This window comes from Dialister sp. i34-0019-2H8, from assembly GCF_042846925.1.
Classification (GTDB): domain Bacteria; phylum Bacillota; class Negativicutes; order Veillonellales; family Dialisteraceae; genus Dialister.
Map to the genome: position 1 here is coordinate 1,571,256 of NZ_BAABYQ010000001.1, position 25,970 is coordinate 1,597,225.

Genomic DNA, 25,970 nt, shown 5'->3' on the forward strand with positions numbered 1-25,970 from the left:
TGTATTGTCTCCTTTTAGATTAAATGGTTACTCCGGCGGCCTGTGCAAAGGCTTTGGCCTGTTCCGGATTTTCTCTGAGCAATCTTCCCTGTTCAGTGAGGTTAAACGTATCTTTTGCGAATGGATTGGTGCTGGGGTTTCCGTTTCCGCCTTTGGGATCATACTTCGGGTTAGGGCCGGCCTGCTTAAACAAAAATGCTTTGTTCTTCTGCAGTTCCTTCAGCTGTTCGTCCAATCCGGTGATTTTTCCATCGTCACCAAGGATGAGTTTGGTCTTGTCGAACAAGCTGGAAACAATGTCCACATCCTGCGCTTTGTCCACAATAGCCAGTTTGATAGCGTCATTGATACGGAGTTCTTTCATTTTCGCATCAGCTTCCTCTTGGGCCTTCTTGTTGGCATCCTGCAGGGATTTAATCTGGTTCTTCAATGCGTCCAGATCACCTGTAGACTTTTTGAGGGTTTCCAATTGTTTGTCACGGTCCGCTACAGTAGCGATTAAGGTCTTCTTTTCCTCGTTGACCTCATTGAAACGAGATTTTGGTACATACGCACCATCTAAGAAAGCAGTCAGCGCTTTTTTCGCTGCTTCCTTTTTATCGGCTGCGATGCCCAATTCAGCAAATAATTCTTCCTGATTCATAAAATCCTCCTCCGGTTTTTACCGTGGTTCACCTGCCACGTTAGGAAATAAAAACTAGTCATCTTTCTTGCCATCTAAATCCCCTCCATAGGGATCAGCCTGCGCATCCTGCTCTTTGCGTTCCTTTTCGATCTGTTTTGCTTCTGCTTCTGGATCATCCACGAATGGATGGCGGGATAAGATCGTCTTATTGGACACAATGCCCACGGAATTGCTGCACATGGTCACAAGGTCAGAGTCATTTTTAATGGACGTTCTCGTCCATGTCTGTACGATGCCTGCTGTGTCCCTCCCATAATGCTGCAGTATCGCATGAAGCAATTCGTCGAATCCCATACGGAATTGGACTTCCATCTGCCCCGCCTTGAGCTCCAGCAGGGAATAAACGAATTTCATGGCTTCGCCGGAAGTCTTATCCAGTCCCTGCTGCTCCGGATCTACCCCCTGTCCCATGGTAAAGATCGCCTTTCGGGTGATTTCCAGCATTTTATCCCTGGCTTCTACCGGAATATCAATATTTAGAGTGGACACCCCAGACGAATCCCCTGTGCCTGCAGATTCCACGGAAATGGTTTTGTAGTATTTCAGGTTCTTCAGGAATTCGTTTAGGTCTTCCCCGCCGTAATTGGTCAAAATAAAAATGACCTCTTGAATATCCTCTAGGTCATTCATGAAACCGCTTAACGTTTTGTCATAAGCGTCTATCAGCTTTTTGATTTTATTGAGATCACTGGTAGCTCGTTGATTGTTGCGGAATGGGATAAACGGCACCCGGCCGAAGTTATGGATAAACTGGTTATCCGCTTCAGACAATCCCGCATTGTAAAAATCAGCAAAGCAGCTATAAGGGGATAGCCTATCCATCGTTTCATCCGATTCCGGGATTCGATAAGCCTCACATTCCCGGTCATTCCAATACTCATAAACCTTGTAGGCATCACCGTTATCATCGTACTCACGATACACGCGGAGCACTGCCAGCAGATCATGGGACAATTTGGGCGACCAAATCGGGATAATCTCCTCACTGGGTACTACGGCATACTGGAACTTCTTATTCTCATCAATCCAGTAGTGCAGCCATCCGACCCCTGCATTGGATGCATTGGTGGCCAGCTCTTGGATTTTGCTTGCATAACCGCCTCCCAGTGTATCAGTAATCACCTTATTGACGTCATCGCTATGTGTATCAAACAAAGGCGGGGCAGTAAAAAGATAAGACACCTTCTGATCCACCAGCAGGCTGTAAAAGCTCATGGGGATTCGATTGTCTGCCGTGCGCATGGGGTTCTCGATATCACCCTTTGCCTCTTTCTCCTGCCTGCTGGGGGCGAATAGGATATCATTCAGGTTGTTGTAATACCGGTCAGCCGTCAGGGCCTGCTTTAAAAATTCGCCGTGACCGGTGACATATTTCTGTATCATTTTTCTAGCTACGGTTAAATCCACGTTCTCACCTCCTTAAAATCTTCACTCTTGCCCTAGCCATTTCATTCTGGCAGGCGTATCTCGTGGCATCGATGGCGTGGTTGTCTGCGTCAGGGTAGGCAGAAATAAACTGCCCCTGACGATTTCTCTCGTATTCGTAGCAGGTAAATTCCCTGTATGTGTTCGGGCACCTGCGCTTATCGATGTATATCTTCCGCCTTCCCTGCAGCCATTTGATGCCGTAAGCTACACTGTCAGGCCCTTTGCGGCATCCGATAATATTGACGCCCATGTCACGTATTTCAGCAATACTCTTCGGCTCTGCAGAATCGGCGATGATCGGTGCCGTGAGGTGCTTGGCACGCAGGATTTGCGCTACAGCGCGGTTCGTGAGTTTCTGCTGGTATACCTCGTCAAAGATATACAGCTCCTCCTTCTTAGCATCATAGTGCATCTGAACGAAAGCCAGAGGATCTACCGCGAAACCGAAGTCCAGCCCGCAATGCAGCCTGTCGAATTGTGCAATCATCTCATCGCTCATGTGCAGATCCTCCACATTCTCGAAGACGGCACCGCCGGTCCCGGTGACTTTTCCCAGATACTCATGCTCGTAGCTCTTGAGATTCTTCCCCTTCAGCTTGTCCGCTTCCAGCAGGAACTGGCTGCCTAGCCATTCCTTCGGGACCTGCAAATAGGTGGAATGGTGTATCAGCCTATCCGCATCGTCATAGAGCTGCTCTTCGTTCACCCAGTTGTTTCTCGACTTTGGCGGGTTGAAAGAACAGAACTCCCAGTATTTATCACCGCCGCGAAGCAAAGACTGGTTCAGATTCCGGATCTCTTCCATACCGGCGAACTGGTCGAATTCTTCAAACCACACCACGCCGATATAGCCGAATGGCGGCTTGATGGACTTGAGCTTCATGGGATCATCATCGCCCATGAAATAAATCTTCTGCCCCGTATGCTTCAGGGTGATTTCCGGCGGGGAAATCTTTGCGGAAAACAAACCATTAAGGCCCATAGCATCGATTCCCCATAACACCTGCGGATAAACCGATGTCTTGATGGTGTTCCCGACTTTTCGGAGTACGACCGCATGGCACTTGGGGTTCTGCAATAGCAGGATAGGCAGCATGACACTCACAAAAGAGGACTTCGTACTGCCACGGCCGCCTTTCATCCAATAATGGGTATGACGGTGATGAATGATGTCTTGGAAGACGGCATCAAAAGCAGGCCCAACATGGTCCGCTACGTTAATCTCCATCGTCCCCGCCTCTTTCAAACTTGAATGTAATGTGCGCCTCACCGTCAACATCTTCCGGCCTGTCCAGTCCGTAGCGCTTCGCCAGCTGCACCGCCGCTTTGATACGGTCATTGGCTCCGATCTGCTTTTCTATGGTTTTTGCTTCGCTGCAGCCGTCGCCAGTCCCTTCCACGACAACGACCTCCTCTTTGATTTCGCCGCGCATGGAAGACGTCAGGAACTCCATCACTTCTTTCGCCTTGGCAATGCGGTTCTCCTCTATTTCCTTGAGACGTTTCTCCAAAAACGCTTTCACATAAGGCAGATCTAAGGTTTTGGATGCAATGAATCGGGCGTTCTTTTTTGAATACCCGGCTTTAATGGCCGCCTCTGTCTGATTGCCGGTCTCTATAAAATAATCTACCAGTCGTTTTTGCTTTTCCGTTAGTACCACTTCAGCCATTACATCCTTCACCACCTCTGTTTCTGCCAAATAAAAAGCACTCACTATCAAAATGAGTGCCTAAACCTGATCAATTTTGCTGTGTATATTTGACGACTTGCGTTATAACATTATCTGTATGTCCCAATTTCCTATGATTTTTGATTTGCTGATGCTTTTCTAATTTTACATCAAGCAAGTCTTGCGGGCCTAATCGAATTTGACCGGCTGCAATTTTCGCAAGGAAATCTTTGTCCGCCACAGTTGCTGTAAAAGAGGTATCTCCATCATTAAACTTCCATTTATGAGAACCATCAAAAACGGCAGCTTCTACGGTTACAGATATGACATAACAGGAACATTTTTCCTCAATCACATCTTCCGGGACTGTTTTGACATATTCTGATTCTTCTTTATTGATACTCATAACGGGACGAGCCATTTCATGAATATCTCGAACCTCAAAATGATCAACACCTGCTTGCTCCAAAGGTTTAACAAGGCCGGGCAACGCCTCTCTAACATTTTTGTCTACAAACAAATTATATACTGGTTTGTAAACAATAAATGGAGCACCTTTATCTGGATGCACTTCAACTTGCCCATTCTCTTTTTCCACAGTCTTAATAATTCTTCGGGTACGTAACTTCTTAATTAGCCAGAAGAGCCCGCCACCTACTGCGCCTGCAACTTCGATACCGTTATTAGTTAAATCAAGGAATTGGGCAATTTGGTCAATGCTGTAGCCAGCAACAAACAAAGACTTGATTTGTTCCGGCAAGGTCTGAATCAAAGCCAAGACAATTTCAAACGATCCTTTTTGAAAATCTGCCTTTACCCTGACATCTATAGAAGAATTATCATTATTCAATAGTCGATTGGCTTGATTGACCAATGAACTCATTGAAATCAGAACTTCGCCTAGTGTCTTAGCATCCATAGAGCCATTATCAACACTAGGTCCACAATAAGCAATGCAAATCTTCGTGCTCTTTTCCATACGGATACTCCAAAACATTTTCATACCCCTACAAGAAACAGACAACCATCACTAGCAGCCTGTTTCTTTTGTCGCGCAATTTTCACAATACTATTATATCACTTTCAAAGTGCTGATTTGTGCTGGCCTTTTAATCGGCTCGCACTTTCTCCAACTCCTCTACCGTGCGACGAGCAAGGTCTCGAGTATAGCTCTTCCCATAATGCAGCCGTTCCGCCACGATACCCCACGGCACGCGATAGAGATAGTGTTCCTGCACCGCCGCCTTCCCCGGACCATCAGGTACCTTCTCCATGAGCTGATACAATTCCGCCCGATGCCGCATAACGCGTTCTAGCTGACGGGCAATCTGTTCATTGATTCGCTCCCGTTCCTTCTCGATATTAAGCAGCACATCGGTCAGATCACCCTGCTTCCCGCCAGATACTTTGTCTTTATCGTATCGGATCGCCTTTACACCGGCGTTGTCCGCTATGATCATGTCCTTCTGCCTGCGGGACGTCTCCAGCAGCCCAATCTCCCTATACACCTGTCGAAGCAAATCCAATACTCTCACTACTGATGCCCTCCTATGTCGATGTCTATAGAACGCCAAAATGAAGCAGCGGTAAAGCCGCTACTTCATCCTGTACTCAATCCATTCCCGATACAGCTCACAGATCGTCCCGCAGCCACCACGTGGCTCTGTTGCCTTTTGTGGTGGCTGTTACTGCCGCTGGCTGCGCAGCTTCTCGAAGAAATCTCTAACCTCTTCCTCCGTCATCCTTGTTTCTCCTTCTTCTCACGCCGGTGCGCCTCCTGCCAATACCGCTTCTGACAGTCTACGCTGCAGTACTTCTGCTTTGCGGTGTTCGGTTGAAACAAGTGACCACACTCCACACAGAGCCTTGGCTTGTATATCTTCCCACAAAGAGACTGCCTTTTCTTCCGTTTTCGCTCGAGCGCGTGTTTCTTCTTCTCTGCCGTGTCGCTTGCCTCGGAGTACTTCAAGAGGATGACCGCGCCTGGATAGTCGTCTGCCTCCCACCCGCGGTCAGAAAGCTGACGCGCCTTCGTCCAGAAGGCAGCGCTTGCCATCCACTCCAGATCGAAGTGCTCTCGCTCGCTGGGCATGATCCCGACATGTCCCCGTGCGTCGCTCTCGATCACCATGAAAAGGTAACCTTTTGTAAGCATGCCAGGCCTCAGGGTATCCTTCGCCAGCAGGAGCTCGGTCACTCTGGCTCCCTTTCGGAAATAGAGGATCATACTTTGGTCGCCTCTTTTCTTCCTGATGCTAGTGAGCTTGGGTGCTTAAACCGCACACCGGCTTCCTCAAATAAACACTGCCTCAGCTCCGCCGGCGTTACGAACCCTTTCTCTACTGTGTCGTAAAGTTCGAGACACATCTCAGCAAAGCGCTCTTCTCTGCCGTCTTTCTTCATAAGCTCGCCGAAGTGGTCGTGAATGACCATGACCGGGATCGCGATCAGTTCCTCGAATAGCCTTGATACAGCCTCATTTTTGGCATGTGTCGCTAATTTTTCTGCTTCCTGTTGGACTGCCTGCGAGCACAAGTCTTTTAGATACTCCGGCTTGACCGTGAGTGTAGCGTTTTTGTTTTTTTGCCGCTCGATCTTCCTGCGTACTTGTCTGCTGAGCAGGGATCCGGTTGTGTCGATCATGATTATCTCCTCCTAACGCCATCCGTTTGCATTATCCATCTGGAAGACGTGCACCTGCAGCCCCGCGGGACGGGTTGTGTCTGCATAAACTTTTTTGCACTGAGTCAGAACTACTTGCTTATCGTCCTCATATGCGATGCCGTTCAGTCCGTCGAGTACGACTTTCAAGATGTTGTCAATGTCAGGCTTCCCCGGCGGAAGTTTCCCCGCCATCGCCTCTGCTTTCTTTGCCCGCGGCCATGACTTCGGGATCGAAAAGACCGCCTCGATCACGACCATCACAGCCCCCTCGAAGCAGGGACCGTGCTGTGCTTCATAAGCCTCCGCGATCTGCCGTTCATAAGACTTTGTTTTTCCCGGCGTGTAGACAGTCCCGCTTCGCGAAGAGAAGCGCGGTCTCGCTTTGCCCTGCACCTTCCCCGGCACGAAGAAATATACCATACTCATCGCTTCCTCCTGAGTAACCATTCGACGGTGAGAAGGATGGAAGCAGTTGCCACCAGCGAGCCCGTCGGCACACCAATGAAGAACCACACCGTACTGTTCATGAGATCCTCCCTTCTTTCTTTAGTCTTTCCGCTCCCCGCGCTGCCATGGCGTCCACCTCTGTCTTTAAGATCACCAGGTCACGCATCACTCCCCGCTGGTCGTCCTGCAGGTCAGCGACGGCCAGCCAAAGATCCCCGATCTTCCCGAAAAGGAAAGCAATCGTCGCCAGCAGCCCCATCCCGACGATGCAGACGAAGAGCAGGACTTCCCACTCAGTCATGAGACCCCTCCATGTATCTATTCAGCACCTCTCTCATACGGATGACGCAGTGAGGGCATTCATCAAAGAAGAGCCACTTATTCATTTTCTTACACATCATCTCGAGCATCTGCTCCAATTCATTTTTTGAATAGCTGAACACTGTCAGCTTTACAGCTTTCACTCGATCCGTACTGGACAAGTCCGCGTAGATATGCAGATGTCCATCTAAGTCCTTGTCGATATAGATTTCTTTCGGGTCCGTGACAATAGCCCCGTCTTCTGTCTGAATAATAATCATGATTTCTCCACTGTATAACCGTGAAACTCCATCCAATACTGATTCACTTCTCGCATTTTCATCAAAGCCTCTGCCTCGCTCTTGCACGGGAAGTCTTTGTTCGTCCATTTATCCTCCTTCTCAATGTAGCGATGCATCTGCAGCAATACTTTTTTCTTCGGCGTCCGCCCCGTCCGGTCCGTATAGCTCCGGATCGTCAGCTCGATGCGGTCAGCGCCCTTCACAAGATGGCTTCGCATGACTTACCTCCCTCCTAAAATACAGATCTGTATTTTTCTGACTTTTTCTGACTGCTTACAAAATCAGCTGATTTGCTATCATAAAAAGATATGTCTAAATCCAGTCAACTCTTTTTACGGTGAGTGAAGGGGTGGAAGGGGTGGGTGTGTATGTTAAGGAACACCCACCCTTACACCCCCATTCACCGCGTGAAATGAAACTAGACCATTCTATCTATATTTCTATATAGAGTTGGACTAGTTTATGAACCACTTTAATGCCTTTCGTCTAGTCTTCGGATTCGAGCATTTTTCCCTGTCGTAATCTCATATACTTGAATCGGCTCGTTTGCTTGCTTCATGTATCGTTTAACCGTTGACACAGACACTTGCATCTCGTCCGCCAGATTGTTCTGATTCACTACATCCCCATTCGCTAAATGATGCTCCAGCGTTCGGATGAATTCTTCGTAGCGATCATTTTTGTTCTGCGTCTGGGTGATGTTCCCCTTGACGCGGTTCCCTTCAATGCTGCCCTCGGTGCGCTTCGGATCGATATCAGGGGCGAGCGTGTGGAGCGGATACTGGAAGAGGATGGCTTTCGGCTTCGGCGTCTTGAATTCGCGAAGAATGCAGGTACAGCAGTAAGCGACATCGCACCCATACTGTTCCTTTTCCTCCTCTTTCAGCTCAATCGCCGTCAGGTCGATGATGGCATCTGCATCGCGGGAGAAGACTCCCGAACCGCTGCCGCGGTCGGTCGCTCGCTTGGCACCCTGCGCGCCCTTAGAGTGATGATGGCAGTAGATGACAGAGCATCCCAGCTCTCGGCAGATGTAGTCGAACTGATTCCCGAAGTACGCCATATCGCTGGCGGCATTTTCGTCACCCGTGATGACCTTGTAAATAGGGTCGACGATGATCGCCTCGAGATGCATATCCTTACACCGCCGGACGATGATCTTTGCCAGCTTATCCATCGGGAGCGCCTTGCCCCTGAGATCCCACACGATGAGATTGCTGGAGCTGGGGTGCATCGGCATGCCCTTTGCCCGATAGATGTGCTCCAGTCGATCGATGAAAGACTTCTCGTCGATTTCCAGATTGATATAGAGGACTTTCCCCTTCCGGCATCTCCATCCCAGAAACTCACCGCCGGACGCAATGGCAAGTGCCAGTTGCATCAGCCAGAAAGACTTCCCCGCCTTCGAGGGGCCGGTCAGTATAGCCTTGTGCCCCAGACGGAGGATGCCGTCGATCAAGACCGGATTCAGAGGCGGCGGGTCATCGATGACCGTATTGAGCGGCAGGAAAGGCGGCAGGTCATCCTGCTGCTCCTCCGTCCATGCGAGCCATGCCAGATAGTCCTTCTGCCCCTGATGGACGCCGATCAGGAACTGCTTCTTGCCATTCCGCGTGACGCCCGGCATGCGGGACAGGCGAGACGGGTTCTTGTTCTGCTCGTCGACCTTGAAGCCGTTCTTATTGCAGATGTCGTAAATATGGGCGACGCGTTCATAGTATTCCTTCTGTGTCGCGGCGTCGACATGGACGATGGCATGCACCGACTTCCTGCCGGAGTAGACGATGGCAGCGCATGGCAGCTGCATCTGGCGGATGAGCGCCAGCTGCTGGCCGAGAGGCAGCGTGTCCGACTCCACCAGCGCATAGCGGAAATCTGTCACATTCGCATTCTTAGCCCCTTCTCCGTCCAGCGGATTGATACGGATCCATGCCCCTGCCGCCTCATTCTGCAGGCTGCCGATGGCACTGGACATCTTCCGAGAATGCTGCAGCGCCTCGACGATCTCTCCGCACGTCCGCTTACACTGGCCATTATCGACAGGCTTCCATTTCCCGTCCTTAGCCAGGAAGGAATTCACTGCCAGCCCGACATACTCATCCGGCTTGAAGAGCGCCTGCAGATAGGAGATGAGGTCCCCTTTCTGGTCCCATTCCCCATCACTTGGCTCGCAGAAATCTTCCGGCTCGACCGTCGATGGATCGATCAGAAAATCGGAATCCGTGAAGGTGAACCCCGTCACGGTGTGAACCGGCCCTTCATGACGTCCGGAGGGCTTCCACCCGCCTTCCTTCGCCCACTGGGTGATGACGGCGCCGGTGACTGGTTGCTCGCGGTCTTCATGGAAAGACTGCCACTTCTTGACGCATTCCCCTTCATGGAACTTCCCGCCCCTGCGGCTCCACGCTTCCCAGACAGACAGGGGATAGCCCTCCTCCTGGAGAGCCATACCCACTTGGATCCATCGTTCATAGCTGTAGTCTGGGTCGATGAAGGCTAAGAGCGGCACTAGATCGATTTTGCTCATAACCGTTTACCGTTCGGGCTTGTAGTACTTCTTGATGACATTGCGCGTGGTCTGCTTGCCGTTCCACTCGGACGTTTCATTATCGACCTCGAAGTCCCCTTCCTGCCCTACGGCGGTCGCCCAGAGCGGGTCATCTGCACCGCCGATGCCGTTCTCTTTGAGCGCATCACCAAGACCGATGGCATCGAAGAAGCAGGCAAATTTCCACTTCTGATTGCTCTTGTAGACCAAGTAATCTGTAAGGCGTGTCTTTGTTCCGTCTTCGTGATGGATGTCCATCAGGATGGTCTTCATCAGTGTGTTATCCTTCTTCGTGAAGCCGGTCTGGCAGTCATAGACCACGAAGTGATAACGGCCTTTCGGGATGGGGTCAAAGAGACCTCCCTTCTCCTCGAAATCATCGTCCGTAAAATTAGAAAACCCGGTAACCACCATTGCCTTTTCCTTCTCGGTATCCGGTGTAGCATTTCCAAACTGTCCAAAATTCGGCATAGTATGTTCCTCCTAAAATGTAAAATTTGTAACTTAATGTGTGAAAATTGAGGAAAAATCCCTCAAAATCATGATTACAAACAGAAATCGTGGTTATAGACTAAAACGGAGTGCGGATGTTGTTCAGCACATAGTATTTGAATCCCGCCCATGTATCGGGCTTGATGAGTGCTTCTACATAGTCCGCCGGGATCTTCGCCAGATTCTCGGCCTTCGCTGCGGGTTCATTGGGGTCTACTTCGCGGATCGCCTTCAGCAGCTCCCCCTCCGTGATCGGCGAAGGGTCCGCTTCCGATACGCCGAGCGCCATCAGACGCGCGAGCTCGTCATACACATTCGTGGGCGGGGCTGGCTTCGTTTCTGCGGGCTCCTCGGCCGCTTTAGGGGTGATTCCCTTCTGCACCTTCTTCTTCGCCTGATACGCCTTTTCCATGGTGGTTTTCGGCGGCGTGACAGGACGGGCGGGGATGATAGACTGGATTTCCTTGAAGTCGAAGTCCAGAATATCTGCGAGCCCGAAGCGGTTCTTAGCGTCTGCGAACGGCGTGTGCGTCGCGCGCATTCTCCGCTGGCCGCCTGCCGCCTTGCCTTTGCCGTCTGCGCCCTGCCGGATGATGACTTTGTAGTCCGCGAAGAGCAAGAGATCCGCCCACTCTTTGAGAAGAGCCCCCAGTGAATTGTTCTTGCTCCCGGGGAGCTTCATTTCCCAGTGGTCATAGCTCCCGGTATCATCCGGGCGGGTGACCGTCCGCTGCATCGCGTGTGCCAGGAATACGACATTGAAGCCCATATTCACCAGCACCTCCGCATTGACCAAGAGCTTTGAGAATTCTTCGGCAAGGATCACATAGCCCTTGCCGTAGCCGAATTCTTCGATACTCTTCTTGCTGCCGTTTGCCTTGCAGATGTAGGCACTCGCCAGTTTTGCCGCCATATCCGCCGTATCGATGACGATCGTCGAATAGGGAAGCGACGGGTCGCGCTGGATCTGATCCAGCGTGCCCATGAGAGCGGGCCAGTCCTGGATAGAGTCGATGCGATCGACATCCATCCGGCGGCTGCCGCGGTCCAGGTCGAGGAAAAGCGGCGCGGGGAAATGGCTGGCGAAAGTCGTCTTCCCGATGCCCTCCACGCCGTATACCACGACCTTGACGGCACTCTGCTGGATACCCTTGTTGATGGTAAGCATATATACCTCCTATGATGTATTTCTAAAAGTGAGATACCTCACTTAATAGACAGATTCTGCTTTTCTTCCAAAGAAGCGCCGGGGACGGCCTTCCCTGCTTTCAGAAGCTCTTTGATAGCCAGCTTGTCCGGCTTGGTCGTGATGACCTGCTTCATGAAGCACATGGGGATCATATTCTCATCCGGGATGGATACCGTCACGGACTTTCTCCAGCGGATCTGTGCACTAGGCACATCCGCCTTCTTGCCCGCTTCCAGATGCACAGCCAGATAGGCTTTAAGACTCTCCAGCTTCTTCTGTGCCGACACGGCTCTCGCCGTCAGCTTGTCTACTTCTTCTTTGTACTGCTCGATATCCGACTGGAGATTCTTGATATACCGGCAGATGTTATCCACCTTGGACCATTTCTCCATCTCGAGATCATCCAGTGCTTTTGCATCCAATACTTCCCCGGTGCTGCCGTCTACAGCAGTGCCTTCCGGGGTGACAAAGATATTTGCCAGCCTTTCGTCGATTTCATATAACGTCGCCATTTCTCCTCCTGTTTTTATGGTATGAATCCACCACATTGATAAATTCCCAATAAACATCCCTTGGCATTTTTGTGGGCAGCATCTGCGCCGGAAGGTCCAGCAGATCCTCTGCCACATCCACCAGCTCTGCGAGCGTATCCAGCTCTTCCTCTGAGCAGCCCTCGAGGAACGGCCAGTCCTTCTCGCAAAGATCGATCATCATGTCCCATTCGAAAGAAGACATCATGTCGATCATCTGCTGCTTGTCACCCATCTGCTGCTCGATGGTGCTAAACAGCATCTGCAGATGCTTCACCAGCGCCGCTGCGTCTCTCAGAGGGTGCCGCCTCATCCTGTAGCCGATTTTTTCGTGGATCATGCGGCATCGCTCACAGCAGGTGCCCGGTCTCTTGCTATTGTGTGAGTTGTAGTAAGTCTTACCGCAGATCCGGCACTGATGCGGATACATCCGCTTCGGCTTCGTTTTCAATCGGCTCGCCTCCCAACCAGTCATCCCATGCGTCATCCGCGTGCTCCATCTCGTATTCTTCCCGTTCAAGGTGGCGGCGGGCGGCTTCTTCATCGAAGTACCCAATGCCGCACACCATGTGATTTTCAAGCTCTGCCATGATTCCTCCATTTCTGCTATAATAGAGGCAGGAATGTCACTCAAAACCTTCCTGCTCGAGCCTTAGCAGTAGCCGCTGCCAAGGCTCTTTTTCTTTACTCTTTCACCTGCAGCTCGATGACCTGCATCTCGCCATTGCCGTCTTTCAGATCCTCGGTGTTTGCGAAGATCCCGGTGACGACCAGATGCGGGACAGGTTCTTCTTCGTTGATGGCGCTCTTGTACCCGAAGAAATAATCGTCGCCATCCTCATTGAACACGTGGACAGGCTGATCCTCCATGAGGAGCTCGAGCGCCTGCTCCAGTGTGACTTCTGCTTCCATCTCCAGTATGACTTTTGCTTCCATTTAGTCGCTCCCTCCATCCACGAACGGTCGGTACTTCGACCGTTTCCTAGCCTTCTTTTCTTCGGCGGCGTTCTGTTTCTTCCACATCAACGCCATGTGCTTATGCTCTCGGCAGCAGTACTTCGCCGTTGCCGACTGCGTGCCGAATGCTTTGCCGCACCACTTGCAGCATCTCTCAAAGTAGCCACCGCCGAAGCCTCTGCCCGCCGGAGCTTTCGCAGCCCTTGCAGCCTTCGGCTTATTCCGCTTCCAAAATGCCTTTTCGCATTTGGCGCTGCAGAACCGGAAGCGCCTGTCATTCTTGCTCATGACGCGGACCCAGTGTCCGCATTGCTCACATTGGAACTCGCGGAGCGGAATGCCTTCTTCCGCTTCTTCTTTAGCGTGGTCCTTATCGCGGCGCCCTTCGTAGTAAGAGCGCCTCTCACACTCCGCGGAGCAGAAGCGTTTCCGCGCTGCGGCATCCGCAGGGAGCGGCTTCCCGCAGCCCTCGCAGCATCTCATTGAGCCACCGCCATCAGCAGCGCCCATGCAAAGATGCTCACCACCGTCAGCGGACCGACTGCTACTTCTGCCCAAAACTCCATGCGAGTGCTAGCAGGGTCGTATTTTTTTGTGACTGGCTGCATGGCAGCCGCCATTTCACGTTCGCGAGCCTCCATCATCTGATGGACGACCTGAATTGCCTCTGCACTACTCATATTTGTTCTCCTCCCTGACCTCGGTCACCACTCTGGATGCCGCCATGTATCCGGCGGCTTTGCCCTCGTAGAGCCGAGACATCATGTCCTTCGAACACGACCTGGCACTTTCTGCCATATTCATATTGCGGGTTTCCTCGTAGCACAAGAAATGTGCCATGCTTTCGAGCAGCGCCTTCGACTCCACCATCTGCATGGCGACGGCGAGGGCGTCAGCCTTCCCCGTCAGGTAATCCTCGACGCAGGTGTCTTTGCACGCGACAAGCTCGACGCCCGCATCCGCGCGGAGCGCGCCCAACTGTGCGAGGATCACTTCTCTCATTGCTTTTTCTCTCATTTCGTTCCTCCTAGGCAGTCTCATCGCCATGATCGGCTTCCTCTTTCTTCTTTTTTGCTAACCATTCCTGAAACGCCTGAATGTTTTTCGGGTCCTGATAAAACCGTGCGCATTCCCGGGCCACTCTTGAAATGTACGGGCCTTCCGGATGTTCGCTGTCCAACATGTTTATCACCTCTCATTTCTACCTAAGCTCGGGGATCTGTCGCAGAATGTCCCAAAGCGCCGTGTGCGGGGCGTCCATAGAGATGTCCGCATAGCGAACTCCCCAATGGCGAGCTCCATATTTGAACATTGCCTCGACCGTGCAGTCGCTGCCGTCCTCGATGATTTTCAGCGAAAGGAGCGGCACGCCAGCTTTCTGCAGCGCCTGACAGAGCAGGGCGACCGCCTCTGCGCGGGCTTTCTTCTCTTTGGCGATTCTCTCGCTCCATTCTTCGTCTGTCATGGTTCCTCCTCCATCCTCTTTTCGATTTCTTTCATGGCCCATATGGCGCCCTCGGCGCGGCCTTTCATGAACCAAGTGTCTCTGGGATTACAGTACTCGCGGCATTTTTCTTTAGCGTCGTCAACGTAGTCATAGACACACTTCATGTCATCCGCCCCGAAGCAGCCATGGTCCTCGATCGCGTGGCGAATGTTCCCCGCGATGTCGATGATCGCGGACTCCTGCCCGCTAATCTCCGTGGATTCTCCTACACCCGCCTCGACGAATCTCTTGTGAAGCTCGTCCAGTTTCGCACGCATGATGCGAAGTACCTGGTTTGGATCTTTCAATACTTTCATGATTTGTCCTCCTTTTAAGATGGTTAAGCATACTTAACTATCTAGGTAAAAAAATTTCTTCTACAGTAGAATCTAGCGCGTTCGCCAAGCTGAGCATAGTGCTAATCTTCAAATTTGTAACCGCGCCACGTTCGATGTTCGCAATCGTTACTCTGGAAATTCCGGATTTCTCCGCTAATTCTTCCTGCGTCAACCCTTTGTCTTTTCGAACTTCCGAAAGATTATTATTAACCATCGCATGCCTCCTTTCTGTTAAGTCAACTTAACTTTCTGGGATTATGATACATCTTAACCGATCCTTTGTCAAGTACACTTTACATTTTTTGCTATCTCATGTAAAATACAATTAACAAAGGAGGCTTGATAAAAATGTCACTATCTGAATTTCTGCGAAATTACCGTGCCGAGCACGAACTTTCTATGGATGAGCTTGCAAAAAGATGTGGATTAAGTAAGCCATATATATCCATGCTCGAAAAAAATCGTAATTCTAAAAACGGGAAATCCATCACGCCATCTATTAGGACGTATGAGAAGATTGCGCATGGCGTTGGTTTAACCGTTGACTCTCTAATGAAGCTGATAAATGGGAATGAACGCGTGGCTCTTATGAGCAGCGACATTTCTTCTCTCAAAAACATTGTCCCCATTGAAAGATGCATGGTCCCCATCATTGGGCAGATCGCCGCCGGAAAGCCGATTCTGGCGGATGAGCATATAGAAGCCTTTCTACCATGTGATACTGGCGTACACGCAGACTTCGGGCTTGTGGTAAGCGGGGACAGCATGATAGGTGCCGACATCCATGACGGTGACGTGGTATTCATCCGCAGCCAGCCGGTCGTAGATGACGGCCAGATCGCCGCCGTCCGTATCGACGACGACGCCACCCTGAAGCGCTTCTACAAAAATCCAGACGGCTGCACCCTCGTGTCCATGAATCCGCAATATCCGCCGATGATCTTTAACTCTGACAACTGCGATTCGATTCAGATCATCGGACTGGCAGTGGCGAAGTATTCAGTGATCAAACAGTAAGTTTATATTCAAAATTGACATTAAGATCATTTTCGTGTAGTATATACACAGATATGAGCCGTGGCGTATTGCACAAAGCGGACCGAAAAAGGATCTTAATGTTCATGCATTAAGATCCTTTTTCTTTTTGGAGGTATTTATGAATATCCCTGCAACAACGATTCAGGAGCAACTTTCTATTTTAAAAAACAGAAATGTAAGGCTTGATGAAAACTCTGCCGGTATATTGCTTCAATATGGATATTACAATTTAATCAATGGATATAAAGACGCATTCATTGATAAAAAACGATCGAATTTGCGTCATTCTGATTTTTATACAGAAGGAACTACTCTTGAGCAAATTGTCACACTGTACCTCTTTGATGCCAATTTGAGGCGTAATGTTTTGAACTGTGTCACTATTATAGAAACTCAAATGAAATCACTGATTTCCCCTCATTTCTCCTCTCGTTTTGGTACCAATCACTGGAATTATTTGCGTCCCAATTCTTTTACACGGAGCCCCAAAGAAAGGCAACATGTAAATTCTCTTCTCTACAAGTTGAACAAATGTATCAAGACATTTTCGACAAGAAAACCCCATCCTGCTATTTGTCATTTCATAAAAAAGTATAATCAGGTTCCCTTATGGGTTTTGAACACGGTGATTTCGTTCGGTACGATGGCCAACTTCTATGATTTGCTGCCCGACGACATGAAGAAGGACATCGCTCATACAGTAAATCCAAAACTGGCCCCCAAAACACTTAGTTCCATACTCTATTATTTAACAGATATCCGAAATAAATGTGCTCATAATAACCGATTATACACGCACAAGATTGACCAGCGTTCTACGCGTGTTGCTACAATTCCCCAACTGGATATTCACAAACAGCTTAATCTCCCTATATCAGGCCCCGGTGCTATTTACACTTATGGCCAGGATGATATTCTAGCTGCACTAATTTGTATCGCGGTCTTCTTCGGCCAAAATCATGTGTACCAAGTGAATTACGAGGGGATTGATAGTTCCTTGGGCTTCTTGTCAGAGAATATTTCTCCTTCCGTGGAAAGCTTTGTCCGTGATGTTACTGGTTTGAAACATAAATATATAACTAAATTAGAAGATATTTCGATATAGTTTTAGCAGTTACGAAGTATTCAGTGATTAAGCAGTGACAGGTCCCGCATATTCACAAATTTTACATTTGATATTTTGCAACAAGCGTTTATAATGGAGATGGAAAAGTGCTGGTACTTCTACGGGAGCCAGTGCAAAAGCCTTCTCTTTTTTATCAGAGAAGGCTTTTATGTTCTTATAAGTATATCACCACAGAAAGCTATATCTGACATAAACGATTATCATAAAATAACTTACATGTGTAATTTATACAAAGAAGAGATTGATGCTACTGAACTAAAAAAATTCCTTGTTAGTTTTTTGACCAATCACCCCAATTTATTCGTAAGCGATGGAAAGGATTTTGTTATGAAAACGAATTTCAAGCGTTTAATACGTATTTATGATTGGCTTATTTATGGCCCAAAAAAATAGGAAACCCGTAGATCAGTCCTGCCCAATGGTAAGACCTATACCAAGTTTCCTTTTGTGACTCTATTATACACATTTTGTTTATTCATTGCAAGATTAATATTCTGCATTTAATTCCCCATTTTGTATAAATTTAAGAAGCCGTATCCATACGTCAATATGGATACGGCTGGTGCTGCAGAGTATTACCAGTACTCTGTCAGCGGTTGTAATTCCCAGTTCCATGCGGTCATTACTGTATTAGTATACCATGCCATGACCTCTATTTCTTTAGTTGGAATCTAAATTGTTCTAAGATTCCGCAATAGTCCTATATCTTATGGGATCGACTATCGCGAAATATTCGCTAATCGAGCAATAAAAAAAGACCATTTCCGTGAGGGCACGAAAATGGTTCAAACGTGATTATCAAAAACAAAGGAGCAATCGTATTATGGGTAAAAACGGCAAAAAATAAAGGCCCGGAGTGCAGCCCCGTTCAGAACGGGGCCTATCCTGAGTCTCTTACCCATAGTTATTACACCAGAAAGGAATACGAAAAATGGAAAAACAAACGGCCGTAATATATGCCAGGTACTCTTCTGATCGGCAGCGTGAGGAGTCAATCGAAGGCCAGATCCGTGAATGCAAAGCCTTTGCTACCGCAAACGGCTACCGGATCATCGGGACCTACATTGATAGAGCCATGTCTGCTCGGACTGACCAGCGCCCCGACTTCCAGCGGATGATCCATGACTCTGACCGGCATCTGTTCCAGTTTGTTATAGTGTATGCCCTGGACCGGTTCTCCAGATCACGCTACGATTCCGCAATCTATAAGAATCGCTTGAAGAAAAACGGTGTCCGGGTCCTGTCTGCGAAAGAAAATATCAGAGATGATCCGACAGGAGTGATCCTGGAATCCCTGCTGGAAGGATACGCTGAATACTACTCGCTGGAGCTTGCCCAAAAAGTCCGCCGCGGAATGGCCGATAATCTGTTGGAAAAGAAATGGGTGGGCACCGTTATTCCCTTCGGGTACAAAAAGGGAATAGATTCCAGGCTATATGTCGATGAATCAAAAAGACAGGCGGTCATAGATATTTTCCAGATGTATTCTGACCGGTATCGTCTTGTTGATATTATCGCCTATCTGAATGCCCATCATTGCACCAACGCCCAGGGGCGCCCGTTCAGTCGTAACAGTCTGAACAACATCCTGGTAAATTCAATTTATACCGGCACGTTCCGGTGGGCAGGAACGGTCTATCCGGGCTATGCCCCGCGGATCATCTCCGACGAGCTTTTCAATAAAGTCCAGAAAATAAAAGAAGGGAGGAAACGGAATATGGTAAAGAGTACATCCCCCGACTACGAGCTGACAGGGAAACTCTTCTGCGGACGCTGCGGCCGTCCGATGGTCGGTATCTCCGGAACCGGCAAGAGCGGAAACACATATTTCTACTATAAATGCTCAGGGAAAACACACGGCCGGAAAGACTGCGACGCCAAAGCTATCCGGCGGGACGCCGTTGAGTCTGCTGTCTACAATGCGACCGTGGCTATGCTCAAACAGCCCCATGCAATTAAAATCATCACAGCTCAGGCCATTTTGGCCCAGGAGCGCGACCAAGGCAATTCCGAAGTAGATAGGCTAAAACATGAAAAGGCGGCTCTGGATGCCAAAATCCGCAATATTTCGAAAGCCGTGGCTGCGGGGCTGACTGCTGACGAAATCATTTCACAAGCCAATGAATATTCCAATCGGAGCAAGGATCTTGAGGCACTGATCCGGGTCGAAGAGTTAAAAGAAAAGGCCTTTACTCTCACGCCGGAAGCCGTGACATTCTTCCTAGAAAAGCTGCTAGAGAAGGCCGAAACCGGAAACGCCACCCTTTCTACCTTCTGGGACTTCATTCGCTGCATAAAAATAAACGGCTGCATAGCTGAAATTCATTTCAACTACACAGCCGTTCCCGCTACGCTCGACAATCCTATCAGAGTTAAGATTGAAACTAATGAAGAATGTTCGAACGATGATGTTCTGGTGGATCATCAGGGGTTCGAACCCCGGACACCCTGATTAAGAGTCAGGTGCTCTGCCAGCTGAGCTAATGATCCGTTTCAACGAGATTTATTATACTCGTTTTTCTTGCTTTTGTCAAGCTCTTTTTTCAAATCCTTGATTTGTTTTTGTTTCAAGAGGTCTTGTCTCAAGCGATGTTAAGAGTATATCATGTAACTTCATTTTTTTCAAGAGGTAAAATAAAGTTTTTTTGAAAAAGAACAGCTGCCTTTCAGTAGTGGATCCCATACTTATGCTTCAGCTCATCAATATCCTTTCTCATATCACGGTCACATTCTTCCAGTGCCATTTTCAGGTTTGGAAGCTTCTGTCTCACCATGAAAGACTTCTTCGCGCTGGACATTTTATAAATGCGAGCAAGCTCTTTCTTGTAGGATGCCATGAATTCCGCCAGCTCTTCAGGGGAAAGCTCCTGTTCTTCATTCAGATCGACTTCTTTCTGATCCATTCTATGTTCTCCTTCCCTGGGAAACGCTGATTCAATCGCAGAGTCCGATTTGGCATGTATTTTCATGCCATGCTTCGTCATAAGCCGCCTTACATAGCTCGCTATTCGCGGCGGCTTATTCCTCGCTTTGCATGAAAATACAAGAGCCAAGTCGGGCAACGATTGAATCAGTGTTTCCCTTCTTTTCTTTTATTGTACCATGAAACCAGTCTCTCTGCCTGTAAGAAATAGCGGCCATTTCTTTTTTTGAAAATAATTCTTAAAATTGTTGGTTTGTCAAACATATGTTACACCGTGCTTGATGAAATCATGGAGTGTATCTTTGGGAGATTTCCATCCAAGCGGTCGCATTGGGAAGCAGTTATAATCTCGATAATTATATCTTTTGAGTTGTCTTCTGAAATCTTCAAAAGAGAAGAAACAATGCGTGGCATAAAAGCGTTCGTTATCCTTGCGATGACTGCGTTCTACTTTCCCATTGTGCCTTGGGGTATAGGGACGAATCTTTTTGTGCTTGATGCCTAATTCCTTTAATTTACGTTCAAAAAGAGTAAGGTCTTCGTCAAGCCTTGCTTTGGTGAATCGTTTAGTGAATTCGGTGCCGTTATCTGTCTGCACACATTCAATAGGCATCGGGAAAGCCTGAACGAGATGCACCAGAAATATCATGGAAGAGTAGGTGCTGTGCTCTTCAAAGGCTTCCACATAACGCCAGCGTGAGAACTCGTCAATGGCTGTATATTGATAGAATCGTTTTCCTTTGGCTTCACCAGTCAGACATGCGGACGGCACAAACTTTACGTCAATCTGGATTCGCTGCCCTGGATACAGCATCTGTTCATAGGGTTTGGGCACATATTTTGGGTTAGGTGGTTTCACCGGAGTCACCCCTATGCGTTTCAATGTACGGTAAAGTCCGGTAACTGAACGACTGTATCCACGCTGACGCAGCTTTACCCAGAAAACCACCAGACCGGCTTCTGGATTTCGACGCCTCATATCCTGAATGAGCTTTAATTCCGCAGCTGTATGTGCTTTGGGATGGTGTTTTGGCCTGCGGGATTTATTACGTAGGGACTCCAATGAGCCGTCATAACGTCGAAGCCAGCGATATACGTATTGGCGATATGTATTGTATTTGATGGCAGTTTTAGTAACGCCATGCTTCAATGCATATTCGACCATAGATCTGCGATATTTCATAAGTTGTGTTATACTGTTCATGCGAGATACTCCTTTGATAAAAGTTTCTTTTGACGAATTAACTATATCACAAGGATATCTCGCTTTTCATGTTTTCAATGTGTAACACATGTATTGTAATCCTACACTTTTTTTGAAAATAATTCTTAAAATACAGTGGAAATATAAAGTACCATTCAGTATAATAAAGGAAGGCAATCATATAGTTTTTATTCACCGATCAGCTTATATATTGTATACACTATATCAATGTTGCATTGAAAGGAAGGTATCGTTATGCCGCTCGTAGGAACTACTGAAATGTTTAAAAAGGCATATCAGGGGCATTATGCCATTGGTGCATTCAATGTGAATAACATGGAAATCATCCAAGGGATCATGGAAGCTGCCAAGGAAGAGGAGTCTCCGGTCATTCTTCAGGCTTCGGAAGGTGCCCGCAATTATGCCGGTCAGGAATATATCGTCGGCCTGGTCAAGACTGCCCTTCAGGATTATCCGGAGATCCCGACCGCACTCCATCTGGACCACGGCTCTTCTTATGAGATCTGTAAGGCCTGCATTGACGGTGGCTTTACTTCCGTCATGTATGATGGCTCGAAGCACTCCTTCGAGGAAAATGTCAAAGTCACAAAGCAGATCGTCGAATATGCACATGACAAAGGTGTCGTGGTCGAAGCCGAGCTTGGACGTCTGGCCGGCGTAGAAGATCTGGTCAGCGTCGATGCGAAGGATGCGATCTTTACGGATCCGGAAGAAGCGGCTGAGTTCGTAGAGCTTACCGGCTGCGACTCTCTCGCTATTGCGATCGGCACCAGCCACGGAGCTTACAAATTCAAAGGCGACCCCTATCTTGACTATGAACGTCTGGAAAAGGTCGGCAAGCTCCTGCCGGACTACCCGATCGTCCTCCATGGCGCTTCTACCGTCATTCCGGAATTTGTGGAAAAGTGCAATGCCTATGGCGGCAAAGTCCTCGGCGCGAAAGGTGTCCCGGAAGACATGCTCCGCAAGGCTGCCACGATGGCTGTCTGCAAGATCAATATCGACACCGATATCCGTCTGGCTATGACAAGTGCCATCCGTGAAGCGCTCTGCAAGGATCCGTCGAATTTCGACCCGAGAGGCTATCTGAAGCCGGCCAGAGAGGCTGTGAAGCAGATGGTCATGCACAAGATCGAAGCTGTCGTCGGCTCCGCGCATACCATCTGATCAGCCAATCAAAAAGCAGCCCCCAAGGGCTGCTTTTTGATTGCTTCTATTTCACTGGTTGATCAGATTTTTTGCCGTCTTTTTCAGCTTCGAAAGCGCTTTCCCTTCGATCTGACGGATGCGTTCGCGGGTCACATCGAAGTATTTTCCCACTTCTTCGAGAGTCCTTGTCTTGCCGTCTTTCAGCCCGAAGCGCAGCTCGAGCACCTGTCGTTCTCTTTCCGTCAGTCCGGTCAGGAGTTCTTCGATCTGCTCGCGGAGAAGGATGCTGCCGGCGGCATCATCCGGCGCGATGGCTTCATGGTCTTCGATGAAATCTCCCAGATGGGAATCTTCCTTTTCACCGATCGGCGTTTCCAAAGAAATCGGGTCCTGCGCGATCTTTTTGACCTCGCGTATCTTGGCGAGTGATACGCCCATGGCTTTGGCAAGCTCTTCATTGGTTGCCTCACGCCCATTCTCCTGTAGCAGCTGGCGGGAAATGCGATTCAGCTTATTGATCGTCTCTACCATATGTACCGGCACACGAATGGTGCGTGCCTGGTCCGCAATGGCGCGTGTGATAGCCTGCCGGATCCACCAGGTAGCATAGGTGGAGAATTTATAGCCCTTGGTATAGTCGAATTTATCGACCGCCTTTAGGAGTCCCAGATTTCCTTCCTGAATGAGATCCAGAAACTGAAGTCCGCGGCCCAGATATTTCTTTGCGATGGAGACCACGAGGCGGAGGTTCCGATCAGCCAGCTCTTTCTTCGCTTCCCGCGCCGCTTCCTTTTCTTCGGGAAGCGCATCCGCACGCATACCCGCCTCGACCGTCTTGGCAAGCACGATCTCTTCTTCACTGGTCAAAAGGGGCAGCGCACCGATTTCCTTCAGATACATTTTCACGGGATCATCGATCGAGATGGCATTATCCAGATCAGGCACCGGCGTGTCTTCTTCGGCTTCCGCCTCGGCCTCTTCTTCTTTGACAAGCTCAGCCGACTCCTCTTCCTCGATGAAGTCGAAGGAATCATCCACTTCTTCATTAAAGTCGACTTCCAGCTGGTGGATATGAAGTGCTTCATAAAGAGCAGACAGATCTTCTTCTCCCAGATTGTGCGTGGAAATGAATTCCATGATATCCTTATTCGCTACCAGCCCGTCATGGGATTTTTTCTTCAGCTCCTGAATCCATTTTTCAAGTTGAGTCATTCGTTCAGCCATTTTTATATCCCCCGATACTGGTAATCCATTCCGGCGATCATGTCCATCTCTGCTTCGGAAATGTGGTATATGCAAAACAAACAATATGCGTAAAGACTAGTGACTGGTGACTAGGGACTAGGGATTAGGGATTAGATTTCAGGTATCTGACTTCTACCGCCCGACTTCTGATGTCTGATATCTGACCGCAGTAATCGGTCACCACTCATGCCCTTCCCAGTGCCATGATCTCTTTGCTGAGGCGGATACAGATCATCTGCTCTTTTCTGGCCTCTTCCGGATCTGAAGTCATGAGAGACTGGACTTTTTCTGTATGAAGACGATACTCCTTCTGGAGATACATCTTCATCAAAGGCCATATATATTCCTCCTGAGGGACAGAGCCGGGCGGATCCCCCTCCATCGCAAGCTCTGCCAGGAGCGGTATATCCTCGCGAAGGAGCTTCCCCTCCACCGCCTGTTCCGTGATCTCTCCCTCCATCGATTTCATCGCATCAAAGAGTCTCTGACGGAAAGGCGAGGTGAAAGGATAATTTTTGAGTAACTCCCAGCCCTCAGGAAGCATATGAAAGCGGAGGCAGTACTTGAGAAGCCCTTCTTCCAGGAGCTTCTGCTTCTTTGCCTGCGGCCCATTGTCTGTCGTCGGTGCTTCCAGCGCTGTTTTCTGGGAAATATATAGGGTCGAATGATTCTTTTTCGCAAAGGAGAGCGCTTCACTTCGGATCATTCCTTCATCCATGTGGAGCGTCATCGCCATCTTGCGGATGAACGAATTGAACTGAAACGTATCCTGCTGCGCGAGAAGTACAGCGAACATCTCATCAAGAATGTGATGCTGCCCGTCAAGTGTCGACGCATCATACTGCCGCTGCAGCGCGCCAAAGAGATAGTCCAATGCAGGCTGCGCTTGCGCTACCGCTTCTAAATAAGCCTCCCCGCCATGAAGATTGACAAATTCATCCGGATCCTTGCCCTCCCCCACGAGTGCCACACGCAGCTTCAGTCCCACAGCGCCGGCGATCTCCAATGCCCGCCGCGTCGCATTCTGACCAGCAGCATCCATATCATAAGAGAAAACGATCTCGTCGGCATATTTTTTGAGAAGCCTTGCCTGCTCTACGGTGAAGGCAGTCCCGAGGGAAGCCACTACATTCGTGACACCATGGGCATGCAGGGAAATCGCATCCATGTAGCCCTCGACCATGATCGCCTGCCGCTTTTTGCGGATTTCCGGCAGTGCCTGATAGATAGCAAAAAGGAGACGGCGCTTATTGAAAATGGGGCTTTCCGGCGAATTCAGATACTTCGGCTTACTGTCATCCATGACACGACCGCCGAATGCCACCACGCGCCCCTTCAGATCCAGAATGGGAAACATGCAGCGATTGCGGAACATATCAAAATAGTTTCCATTCTTGTACCCGCAAAGCCCACAGACTGTGAGTATCTTCGGATCTATCTGCTTTTTCGTCGTGAAGTCATGGTATAGACGATGCCAATCCGCCGGTGCAAAGCCCAGCTTGAATCTTTCTATGGTTTCCATCGAAAGGTGGCGCTTCTCGAAGTACGCCATTCCCGCCTGTCCCATCTGCGTCCGTGTGAGGCAATTGTGGAAATAAGAGCCTGCAAGCTCCGTGACCTCCACCATTTTCTTCATCATGGCTGCCTTTTGCCGTTCTTCCGGAGAGATCTCCTCCGTCGGCATATCGATATGGGCATAGTCAGCTACTCTCTCCACAGCCTCCATGAAAGTGATCCCTTCCATCTTCTGCAGGAAATGGAAGACGTCCCCGCTCTCGTGACAGCCAAAGCAATAATAAAATCCTTTTTCCGGAGACACTGAAAAAGAAGGAGTTTTCTCCGGTCCATGAAAAGGACAGGAGGCGAAATAGTATCTTCCTTTTTTCTTTAGATCGACATACGAGCCGATGATGTCATTGATATTGACACTGTCCTTCAGCCGCTGCAGAAAATCATTGCTCAGCCTCACCACAACTCCTCCTTTCTGTAAATTCATTCATCGTTATTGCGTATCCTATCCGTTTCGCAAGAAGCGCACAGGCAGCATGCAAAATGCCTGAAAGTTTTATCTGTTTATAAGCTCCGCGGCACCTCTTTTTGTGCCGTACCGTTGCGGCTCGCCTGTCAGCCAAAGACAGCCGAGAAAGCAGAGGATCCGCTTTGCAGGTAAGAAAAGCACCGACTACTGCAGAAAACACAAAGGTACTACAAGCATCGGTGCCATAGGG

Annotated in this window: 35 protein-coding genes and 1 tRNA gene; 5 read left to right on the top strand and 31 right to left on the bottom strand. The window is 49.1% G+C overall.

Annotation, left to right across the window (positions count from 1 at the left end):
- Window positions 1-19: 19 nt before the first annotated feature.
- The 26 genes from ACGG9R_RS06780 to ACGG9R_RS06905 form a co-directional block, all read right to left on the bottom strand.
- On the bottom strand, window positions 20-643 hold the full coding sequence (locus tag ACGG9R_RS06780) for a phage scaffolding protein (protein ID WP_390153085.1): 624 nt from the start codon (window positions 641-643) through the stop codon (window positions 20-22).
- A 54-nt stretch (window positions 644-697) separates the two neighbouring features.
- Window positions 698-2,092, bottom strand: a complete 1,395-nt coding sequence (locus tag ACGG9R_RS06785) for a phage portal protein (protein ID WP_390153088.1) — start codon at window positions 2,090-2,092, stop codon at window positions 698-700.
- Between the two features lie 4 nt (window positions 2,093-2,096).
- On the bottom strand, window positions 2,097-3,341 hold the full coding sequence (locus ACGG9R_RS06790; protein WP_390153091.1) for a PBSX family phage terminase large subunit: 1,245 nt from the start codon (window positions 3,339-3,341) through the stop codon (window positions 2,097-2,099).
- Entirely contained in the window at window positions 3,331-3,813 is a 483-nt protein-coding gene (locus tag ACGG9R_RS06795) for a terminase small subunit (RefSeq protein ID WP_390153094.1), read from the bottom strand. Before ACGG9R_RS06795 ends, ACGG9R_RS06790 begins: the two co-directional genes overlap by 11 nt.
- 40 nt (window positions 3,814-3,853) lie before the next feature.
- Window positions 3,854-4,762, bottom strand: coding sequence for a hypothetical protein (locus ACGG9R_RS06800; RefSeq protein ID WP_390153097.1), 909 nt, complete (start codon window positions 4,760-4,762; stop codon window positions 3,854-3,856).
- A gap of 130 nt (window positions 4,763-4,892) precedes the next feature.
- Window positions 4,893-5,318 (bottom strand): hypothetical protein, encoded by a 426-nt coding sequence (locus tag ACGG9R_RS06805; RefSeq protein WP_390153100.1) that lies wholly within the window; start codon window positions 5,316-5,318, stop codon window positions 4,893-4,895.
- 203 nt (window positions 5,319-5,521) lie between these two features.
- The gene (locus tag ACGG9R_RS06810; protein ID WP_390153103.1) at window positions 5,522-6,010 is read right to left on the bottom strand and encodes a hypothetical protein; all 489 of its coding nucleotides are present in this window, start codon (window positions 6,008-6,010) and stop codon (window positions 5,522-5,524) included.
- On the bottom strand, window positions 6,007-6,426 hold the full coding sequence (locus ACGG9R_RS06815; RefSeq protein ID WP_390153106.1) for a hypothetical protein: 420 nt from the start codon (window positions 6,424-6,426) through the stop codon (window positions 6,007-6,009). Before ACGG9R_RS06815 ends, ACGG9R_RS06810 begins: the two co-directional genes overlap by 4 nt.
- A gap of 12 nt (window positions 6,427-6,438) precedes the next feature.
- A complete protein-coding gene (locus tag ACGG9R_RS06820) occupies window positions 6,439-6,873 on the bottom strand; it encodes a RusA family crossover junction endodeoxyribonuclease (RefSeq protein ID WP_390153108.1) in 435 nt (144 codons plus the stop codon).
- A 97-nt stretch (window positions 6,874-6,970) separates the two neighbouring features.
- Entirely contained in the window at window positions 6,971-7,195 is a 225-nt protein-coding gene (locus tag ACGG9R_RS06825) for a hypothetical protein (RefSeq protein ID WP_390153110.1), read from the bottom strand.
- Window positions 7,188-7,475 (bottom strand): hypothetical protein, encoded by a 288-nt coding sequence (locus ACGG9R_RS06830; RefSeq protein WP_390153112.1) that lies wholly within the window; start codon window positions 7,473-7,475, stop codon window positions 7,188-7,190. The genes ACGG9R_RS06825 and ACGG9R_RS06830 overlap by 8 nt, the downstream gene beginning before the upstream one ends.
- Window positions 7,472-7,714 (bottom strand): hypothetical protein, encoded by a 243-nt coding sequence (locus ACGG9R_RS06835; protein ID WP_390153114.1) that lies wholly within the window; start codon window positions 7,712-7,714, stop codon window positions 7,472-7,474. Before ACGG9R_RS06835 ends, ACGG9R_RS06830 begins: the two co-directional genes overlap by 4 nt.
- A 254-nt stretch (window positions 7,715-7,968) precedes the next feature.
- Window positions 7,969-10,023 carry an AAA family ATPase gene (locus ACGG9R_RS06840; RefSeq protein ID WP_390153117.1) on the bottom strand — a complete coding sequence of 685 codons (2,055 nt, stop codon included), beginning with the start codon at window positions 10,021-10,023 and terminating at the stop codon, window positions 7,969-7,971.
- Window positions 10,024-10,029: 6 nt separating this feature from the next.
- A complete protein-coding gene (locus ACGG9R_RS06845; protein WP_390153120.1) occupies window positions 10,030-10,515 on the bottom strand; it encodes a hypothetical protein in 486 nt (161 codons plus the stop codon).
- A 100-nt stretch (window positions 10,516-10,615) separates the two neighbouring features.
- Window positions 10,616-11,704, bottom strand: coding sequence for an ATP-binding protein (locus ACGG9R_RS06850; RefSeq protein ID WP_390153123.1), 1,089 nt, complete (start codon window positions 11,702-11,704; stop codon window positions 10,616-10,618).
- A gap of 38 nt (window positions 11,705-11,742) precedes the next feature.
- Window positions 11,743-12,237 (bottom strand): siphovirus Gp157 family protein, encoded by a 495-nt coding sequence (locus ACGG9R_RS06855; RefSeq protein WP_390153126.1) that lies wholly within the window; start codon window positions 12,235-12,237, stop codon window positions 11,743-11,745.
- Entirely contained in the window at window positions 12,221-12,595 is a 375-nt protein-coding gene (locus ACGG9R_RS06860) for a hypothetical protein (RefSeq protein ID WP_390153129.1), read from the bottom strand. Before ACGG9R_RS06860 ends, ACGG9R_RS06855 begins: the two co-directional genes overlap by 17 nt.
- A gap of 58 nt (window positions 12,596-12,653) precedes the next feature.
- The gene (locus ACGG9R_RS06865; protein WP_390153132.1) at window positions 12,654-12,845 is read right to left on the bottom strand and encodes a hypothetical protein; all 192 of its coding nucleotides are present in this window, start codon (window positions 12,843-12,845) and stop codon (window positions 12,654-12,656) included.
- Between the two features lie 94 nt (window positions 12,846-12,939).
- Window positions 12,940-13,191, bottom strand: coding sequence for a hypothetical protein (locus ACGG9R_RS06870; protein ID WP_390153135.1), 252 nt, complete (start codon window positions 13,189-13,191; stop codon window positions 12,940-12,942).
- Window positions 13,192-13,695, bottom strand: a complete 504-nt coding sequence (locus tag ACGG9R_RS06875; protein WP_390153138.1) for a hypothetical protein — start codon at window positions 13,693-13,695, stop codon at window positions 13,192-13,194. It lies immediately after the preceding gene.
- Complete coding sequence (locus ACGG9R_RS06880; RefSeq protein ID WP_390153141.1) at window positions 13,692-13,892, bottom strand: hypothetical protein; 201 nt, start codon at window positions 13,890-13,892, stop codon at window positions 13,692-13,694. Before ACGG9R_RS06880 ends, ACGG9R_RS06875 begins: the two co-directional genes overlap by 4 nt.
- Complete coding sequence (locus tag ACGG9R_RS06885; protein ID WP_390153144.1) at window positions 13,885-14,229, bottom strand: hypothetical protein; 345 nt, start codon at window positions 14,227-14,229, stop codon at window positions 13,885-13,887. Before ACGG9R_RS06885 ends, ACGG9R_RS06880 begins: the two co-directional genes overlap by 8 nt.
- 10 nt (window positions 14,230-14,239) lie before the next feature.
- Complete coding sequence (locus ACGG9R_RS06890; protein ID WP_390153147.1) at window positions 14,240-14,395, bottom strand: hypothetical protein; 156 nt, start codon at window positions 14,393-14,395, stop codon at window positions 14,240-14,242.
- Between the two features lie 18 nt (window positions 14,396-14,413).
- The gene (locus ACGG9R_RS06895) at window positions 14,414-14,677 is read right to left on the bottom strand and encodes a hypothetical protein (RefSeq protein WP_390153150.1); all 264 of its coding nucleotides are present in this window, start codon (window positions 14,675-14,677) and stop codon (window positions 14,414-14,416) included.
- Window positions 14,674-15,015: a hypothetical protein gene (locus ACGG9R_RS06900; protein ID WP_390153152.1), complete on the bottom strand. Its 342-nt coding sequence runs from the start codon at window positions 15,013-15,015 to the stop codon at window positions 14,674-14,676. The genes ACGG9R_RS06895 and ACGG9R_RS06900 overlap by 4 nt, the downstream gene beginning before the upstream one ends.
- A gap of 37 nt (window positions 15,016-15,052) precedes the next feature.
- Window positions 15,053-15,250, bottom strand: coding sequence for a helix-turn-helix transcriptional regulator (locus tag ACGG9R_RS06905; protein ID WP_390153155.1), 198 nt, complete (start codon window positions 15,248-15,250; stop codon window positions 15,053-15,055).
- A 134-nt stretch (window positions 15,251-15,384) separates the two neighbouring features.
- Between ACGG9R_RS06905 and ACGG9R_RS06910 the strand changes: the two genes are divergently transcribed.
- The 4 genes from ACGG9R_RS06910 (at window position 15,385) to ACGG9R_RS06925 (ending at window position 19,652) form a co-directional block, all read left to right on the top strand.
- The gene (locus tag ACGG9R_RS06910; protein WP_390153158.1) at window positions 15,385-16,053 is read left to right on the top strand and encodes a LexA family protein; all 669 of its coding nucleotides are present in this window, start codon (window positions 15,385-15,387) and stop codon (window positions 16,051-16,053) included.
- Window positions 16,054-16,192: 139 nt separating this feature from the next.
- A complete protein-coding gene (locus tag ACGG9R_RS06915) occupies window positions 16,193-17,179 on the top strand; it encodes an Abi family protein (protein ID WP_390153161.1) in 987 nt (328 codons plus the stop codon).
- Window positions 17,180-17,713: 534 nt separating this feature from the next.
- Complete coding sequence (locus ACGG9R_RS06920; protein ID WP_390153163.1) at window positions 17,714-17,875, top strand: hypothetical protein; 162 nt, start codon at window positions 17,714-17,716, stop codon at window positions 17,873-17,875.
- Window positions 17,876-18,131: 256 nt separating this feature from the next.
- On the top strand, window positions 18,132-19,652 hold the full coding sequence (locus ACGG9R_RS06925) for a recombinase family protein (RefSeq protein ID WP_390155115.1): 1,521 nt from the start codon (window positions 18,132-18,134) through the stop codon (window positions 19,650-19,652).
- Here ACGG9R_RS06925 and ACGG9R_RS06930 read toward each other — a convergent pair.
- The 3 genes from ACGG9R_RS06930 to ACGG9R_RS06940 all read right to left on the bottom strand — a co-directional run bounded on the left by ACGG9R_RS06930 (window position 19,615) and on the right by ACGG9R_RS06940 (window position 21,327).
- Window positions 19,615-19,690 (bottom strand) — tRNA-Lys (locus ACGG9R_RS06930). The two genes, ACGG9R_RS06925 and ACGG9R_RS06930, sit on opposite strands and share 38 nt — an antisense overlap.
- Window positions 19,691-19,866: 176 nt before the next feature.
- A complete protein-coding gene (locus ACGG9R_RS06935) occupies window positions 19,867-20,103 on the bottom strand; it encodes a hypothetical protein (RefSeq protein ID WP_022105752.1) in 237 nt (78 codons plus the stop codon).
- 276 nt (window positions 20,104-20,379) lie between these two features.
- Entirely contained in the window at window positions 20,380-21,327 is a 948-nt protein-coding gene (locus tag ACGG9R_RS06940; RefSeq protein WP_390153166.1) for a DDE-type integrase/transposase/recombinase, read from the bottom strand.
- Between the two features lie 255 nt (window positions 21,328-21,582).
- On the opposite strand from ACGG9R_RS06940, the gene fba reads away from it, so the two are divergent.
- On the top strand, window positions 21,583-22,515 hold the full coding sequence (gene fba / locus ACGG9R_RS06945; RefSeq protein ID WP_390153169.1) for a class II fructose-1,6-bisphosphate aldolase: 933 nt from the start codon (window positions 21,583-21,585) through the stop codon (window positions 22,513-22,515).
- 51 nt (window positions 22,516-22,566) lie between these two features.
- On the opposite strand, the gene rpoD is transcribed toward fba, so the two are convergent.
- A complete protein-coding gene (gene rpoD / locus ACGG9R_RS06950; protein WP_390153172.1) occupies window positions 22,567-23,709 on the bottom strand; it encodes an RNA polymerase sigma factor RpoD in 1,143 nt (380 codons plus the stop codon).
- 217 nt (window positions 23,710-23,926) lie between these two features.
- A complete protein-coding gene (dnaG, locus tag ACGG9R_RS06955) occupies window positions 23,927-25,711 on the bottom strand; it encodes a DNA primase (RefSeq protein ID WP_390153180.1) in 1,785 nt (594 codons plus the stop codon).
- Between the last annotated feature and the right edge of the window lie 259 nt (window positions 25,712-25,970).

Bases quoted from the DNA above. Each gene is read 5' to 3' on its own strand.
- ACGG9R_RS06810 (WP_390153103.1), bottom strand. From the start codon at position 6,010: ATGATCCTCTATTTCCGAAAGGGAGCCAGAGTGACCGAGCTCCTGCTG.
- ACGG9R_RS06880 (WP_390153141.1), bottom strand. From the start codon at position 13,892: ATGAGTAGTGCAGAGGCAATTCAGGTCGTCCATCAGATGATGGAGGCT.
- ACGG9R_RS06845 (WP_390153120.1), bottom strand. From the start codon at position 10,515: ATGCCGAATTTTGGACAGTTTGGAAATGCTACACCGGATACCGAGAAG.
- ACGG9R_RS06870 (WP_390153135.1), bottom strand. From the start codon at position 13,191: ATGGAAGCAAAAGTCATACTGGAGATGGAAGCAGAAGTCACACTGGAG.
- ACGG9R_RS06825 (WP_390153110.1), bottom strand. From the start codon at position 7,195: ATGACTGAGTGGGAAGTCCTGCTCTTCGTCTGCATCGTCGGGATGGGG.
- ACGG9R_RS06915 (WP_390153161.1), top strand. From the start codon at position 16,193: ATGAATATCCCTGCAACAACGATTCAGGAGCAACTTTCTATTTTAAAA.
- ACGG9R_RS06800 (WP_390153097.1), bottom strand. From the start codon at position 4,762: ATGGAAAAGAGCACGAAGATTTGCATTGCTTATTGTGGACCTAGTGTT.
- ACGG9R_RS06780 (WP_390153085.1), bottom strand. From the start codon at position 643: ATGAATCAGGAAGAATTATTTGCTGAATTGGGCATCGCAGCCGATAAA.
- ACGG9R_RS06890 (WP_390153147.1), bottom strand. From the start codon at position 14,395: ATGTTGGACAGCGAACATCCGGAAGGCCCGTACATTTCAAGAGTGGCC.
- ACGG9R_RS06820 (WP_390153108.1), bottom strand. From the start codon at position 6,873: ATGAGTATGGTATATTTCTTCGTGCCGGGGAAGGTGCAGGGCAAAGCG.
- ACGG9R_RS06895 (WP_390153150.1), bottom strand. From the start codon at position 14,677: ATGACAGACGAAGAATGGAGCGAGAGAATCGCCAAAGAGAAGAAAGCC.
- ACGG9R_RS06830 (WP_390153112.1), bottom strand. From the start codon at position 7,475: ATGATTATTATTCAGACAGAAGACGGGGCTATTGTCACGGACCCGAAA.
- ACGG9R_RS06925 (WP_390155115.1), top strand. From the start codon at position 18,132: ATGGAAAAACAAACGGCCGTAATATATGCCAGGTACTCTTCTGATCGG.
- ACGG9R_RS06815 (WP_390153106.1), bottom strand. From the start codon at position 6,426: ATGATCGACACAACCGGATCCCTGCTCAGCAGACAAGTACGCAGGAAG.
- fba (WP_390153169.1), top strand. From the start codon at position 21,583: ATGCCGCTCGTAGGAACTACTGAAATGTTTAAAAAGGCATATCAGGGG.
- ACGG9R_RS06790 (WP_390153091.1), bottom strand. From the start codon at position 3,341: ATGGAGATTAACGTAGCGGACCATGTTGGGCCTGCTTTTGATGCCGTC.
- rpoD (WP_390153172.1), bottom strand. From the start codon at position 23,709: ATGACTCAACTTGAAAAATGGATTCAGGAGCTGAAGAAAAAATCCCAT.
- ACGG9R_RS06910 (WP_390153158.1), top strand. From the start codon at position 15,385: ATGTCACTATCTGAATTTCTGCGAAATTACCGTGCCGAGCACGAACTT.
- ACGG9R_RS06885 (WP_390153144.1), bottom strand. From the start codon at position 14,229: ATGAGAGAAAAAGCAATGAGAGAAGTGATCCTCGCACAGTTGGGCGCG.
- ACGG9R_RS06900 (WP_390153152.1), bottom strand. From the start codon at position 15,015: ATGAAAGTATTGAAAGATCCAAACCAGGTACTTCGCATCATGCGTGCG.
- ACGG9R_RS06835 (WP_390153114.1), bottom strand. From the start codon at position 7,714: ATGCGAAGCCATCTTGTGAAGGGCGCTGACCGCATCGAGCTGACGATC.
- ACGG9R_RS06865 (WP_390153132.1), bottom strand. From the start codon at position 12,845: ATGGCAGAGCTTGAAAATCACATGGTGTGCGGCATTGGGTACTTCGAT.
- ACGG9R_RS06905 (WP_390153155.1), bottom strand. From the start codon at position 15,250: ATGGTTAATAATAATCTTTCGGAAGTTCGAAAAGACAAAGGGTTGACG.
- ACGG9R_RS06935 (WP_022105752.1), bottom strand. From the start codon at position 20,103: ATGGATCAGAAAGAAGTCGATCTGAATGAAGAACAGGAGCTTTCCCCT.
- ACGG9R_RS06940 (WP_390153166.1), bottom strand. From the start codon at position 21,327: ATGAACAGTATAACACAACTTATGAAATATCGCAGATCTATGGTCGAA.
- ACGG9R_RS06875 (WP_390153138.1), bottom strand. From the start codon at position 13,695: ATGAGATGCTGCGAGGGCTGCGGGAAGCCGCTCCCTGCGGATGCCGCA.
- ACGG9R_RS06855 (WP_390153126.1), bottom strand. From the start codon at position 12,237: ATGGCGACGTTATATGAAATCGACGAAAGGCTGGCAAATATCTTTGTC.
- ACGG9R_RS06850 (WP_390153123.1), bottom strand. From the start codon at position 11,704: ATGCTTACCATCAACAAGGGTATCCAGCAGAGTGCCGTCAAGGTCGTG.
- ACGG9R_RS06840 (WP_390153117.1), bottom strand. From the start codon at position 10,023: ATGAGCAAAATCGATCTAGTGCCGCTCTTAGCCTTCATCGACCCAGAC.
- ACGG9R_RS06860 (WP_390153129.1), bottom strand. From the start codon at position 12,595: ATGATCCACGAAAAAATCGGCTACAGGATGAGGCGGCACCCTCTGAGA.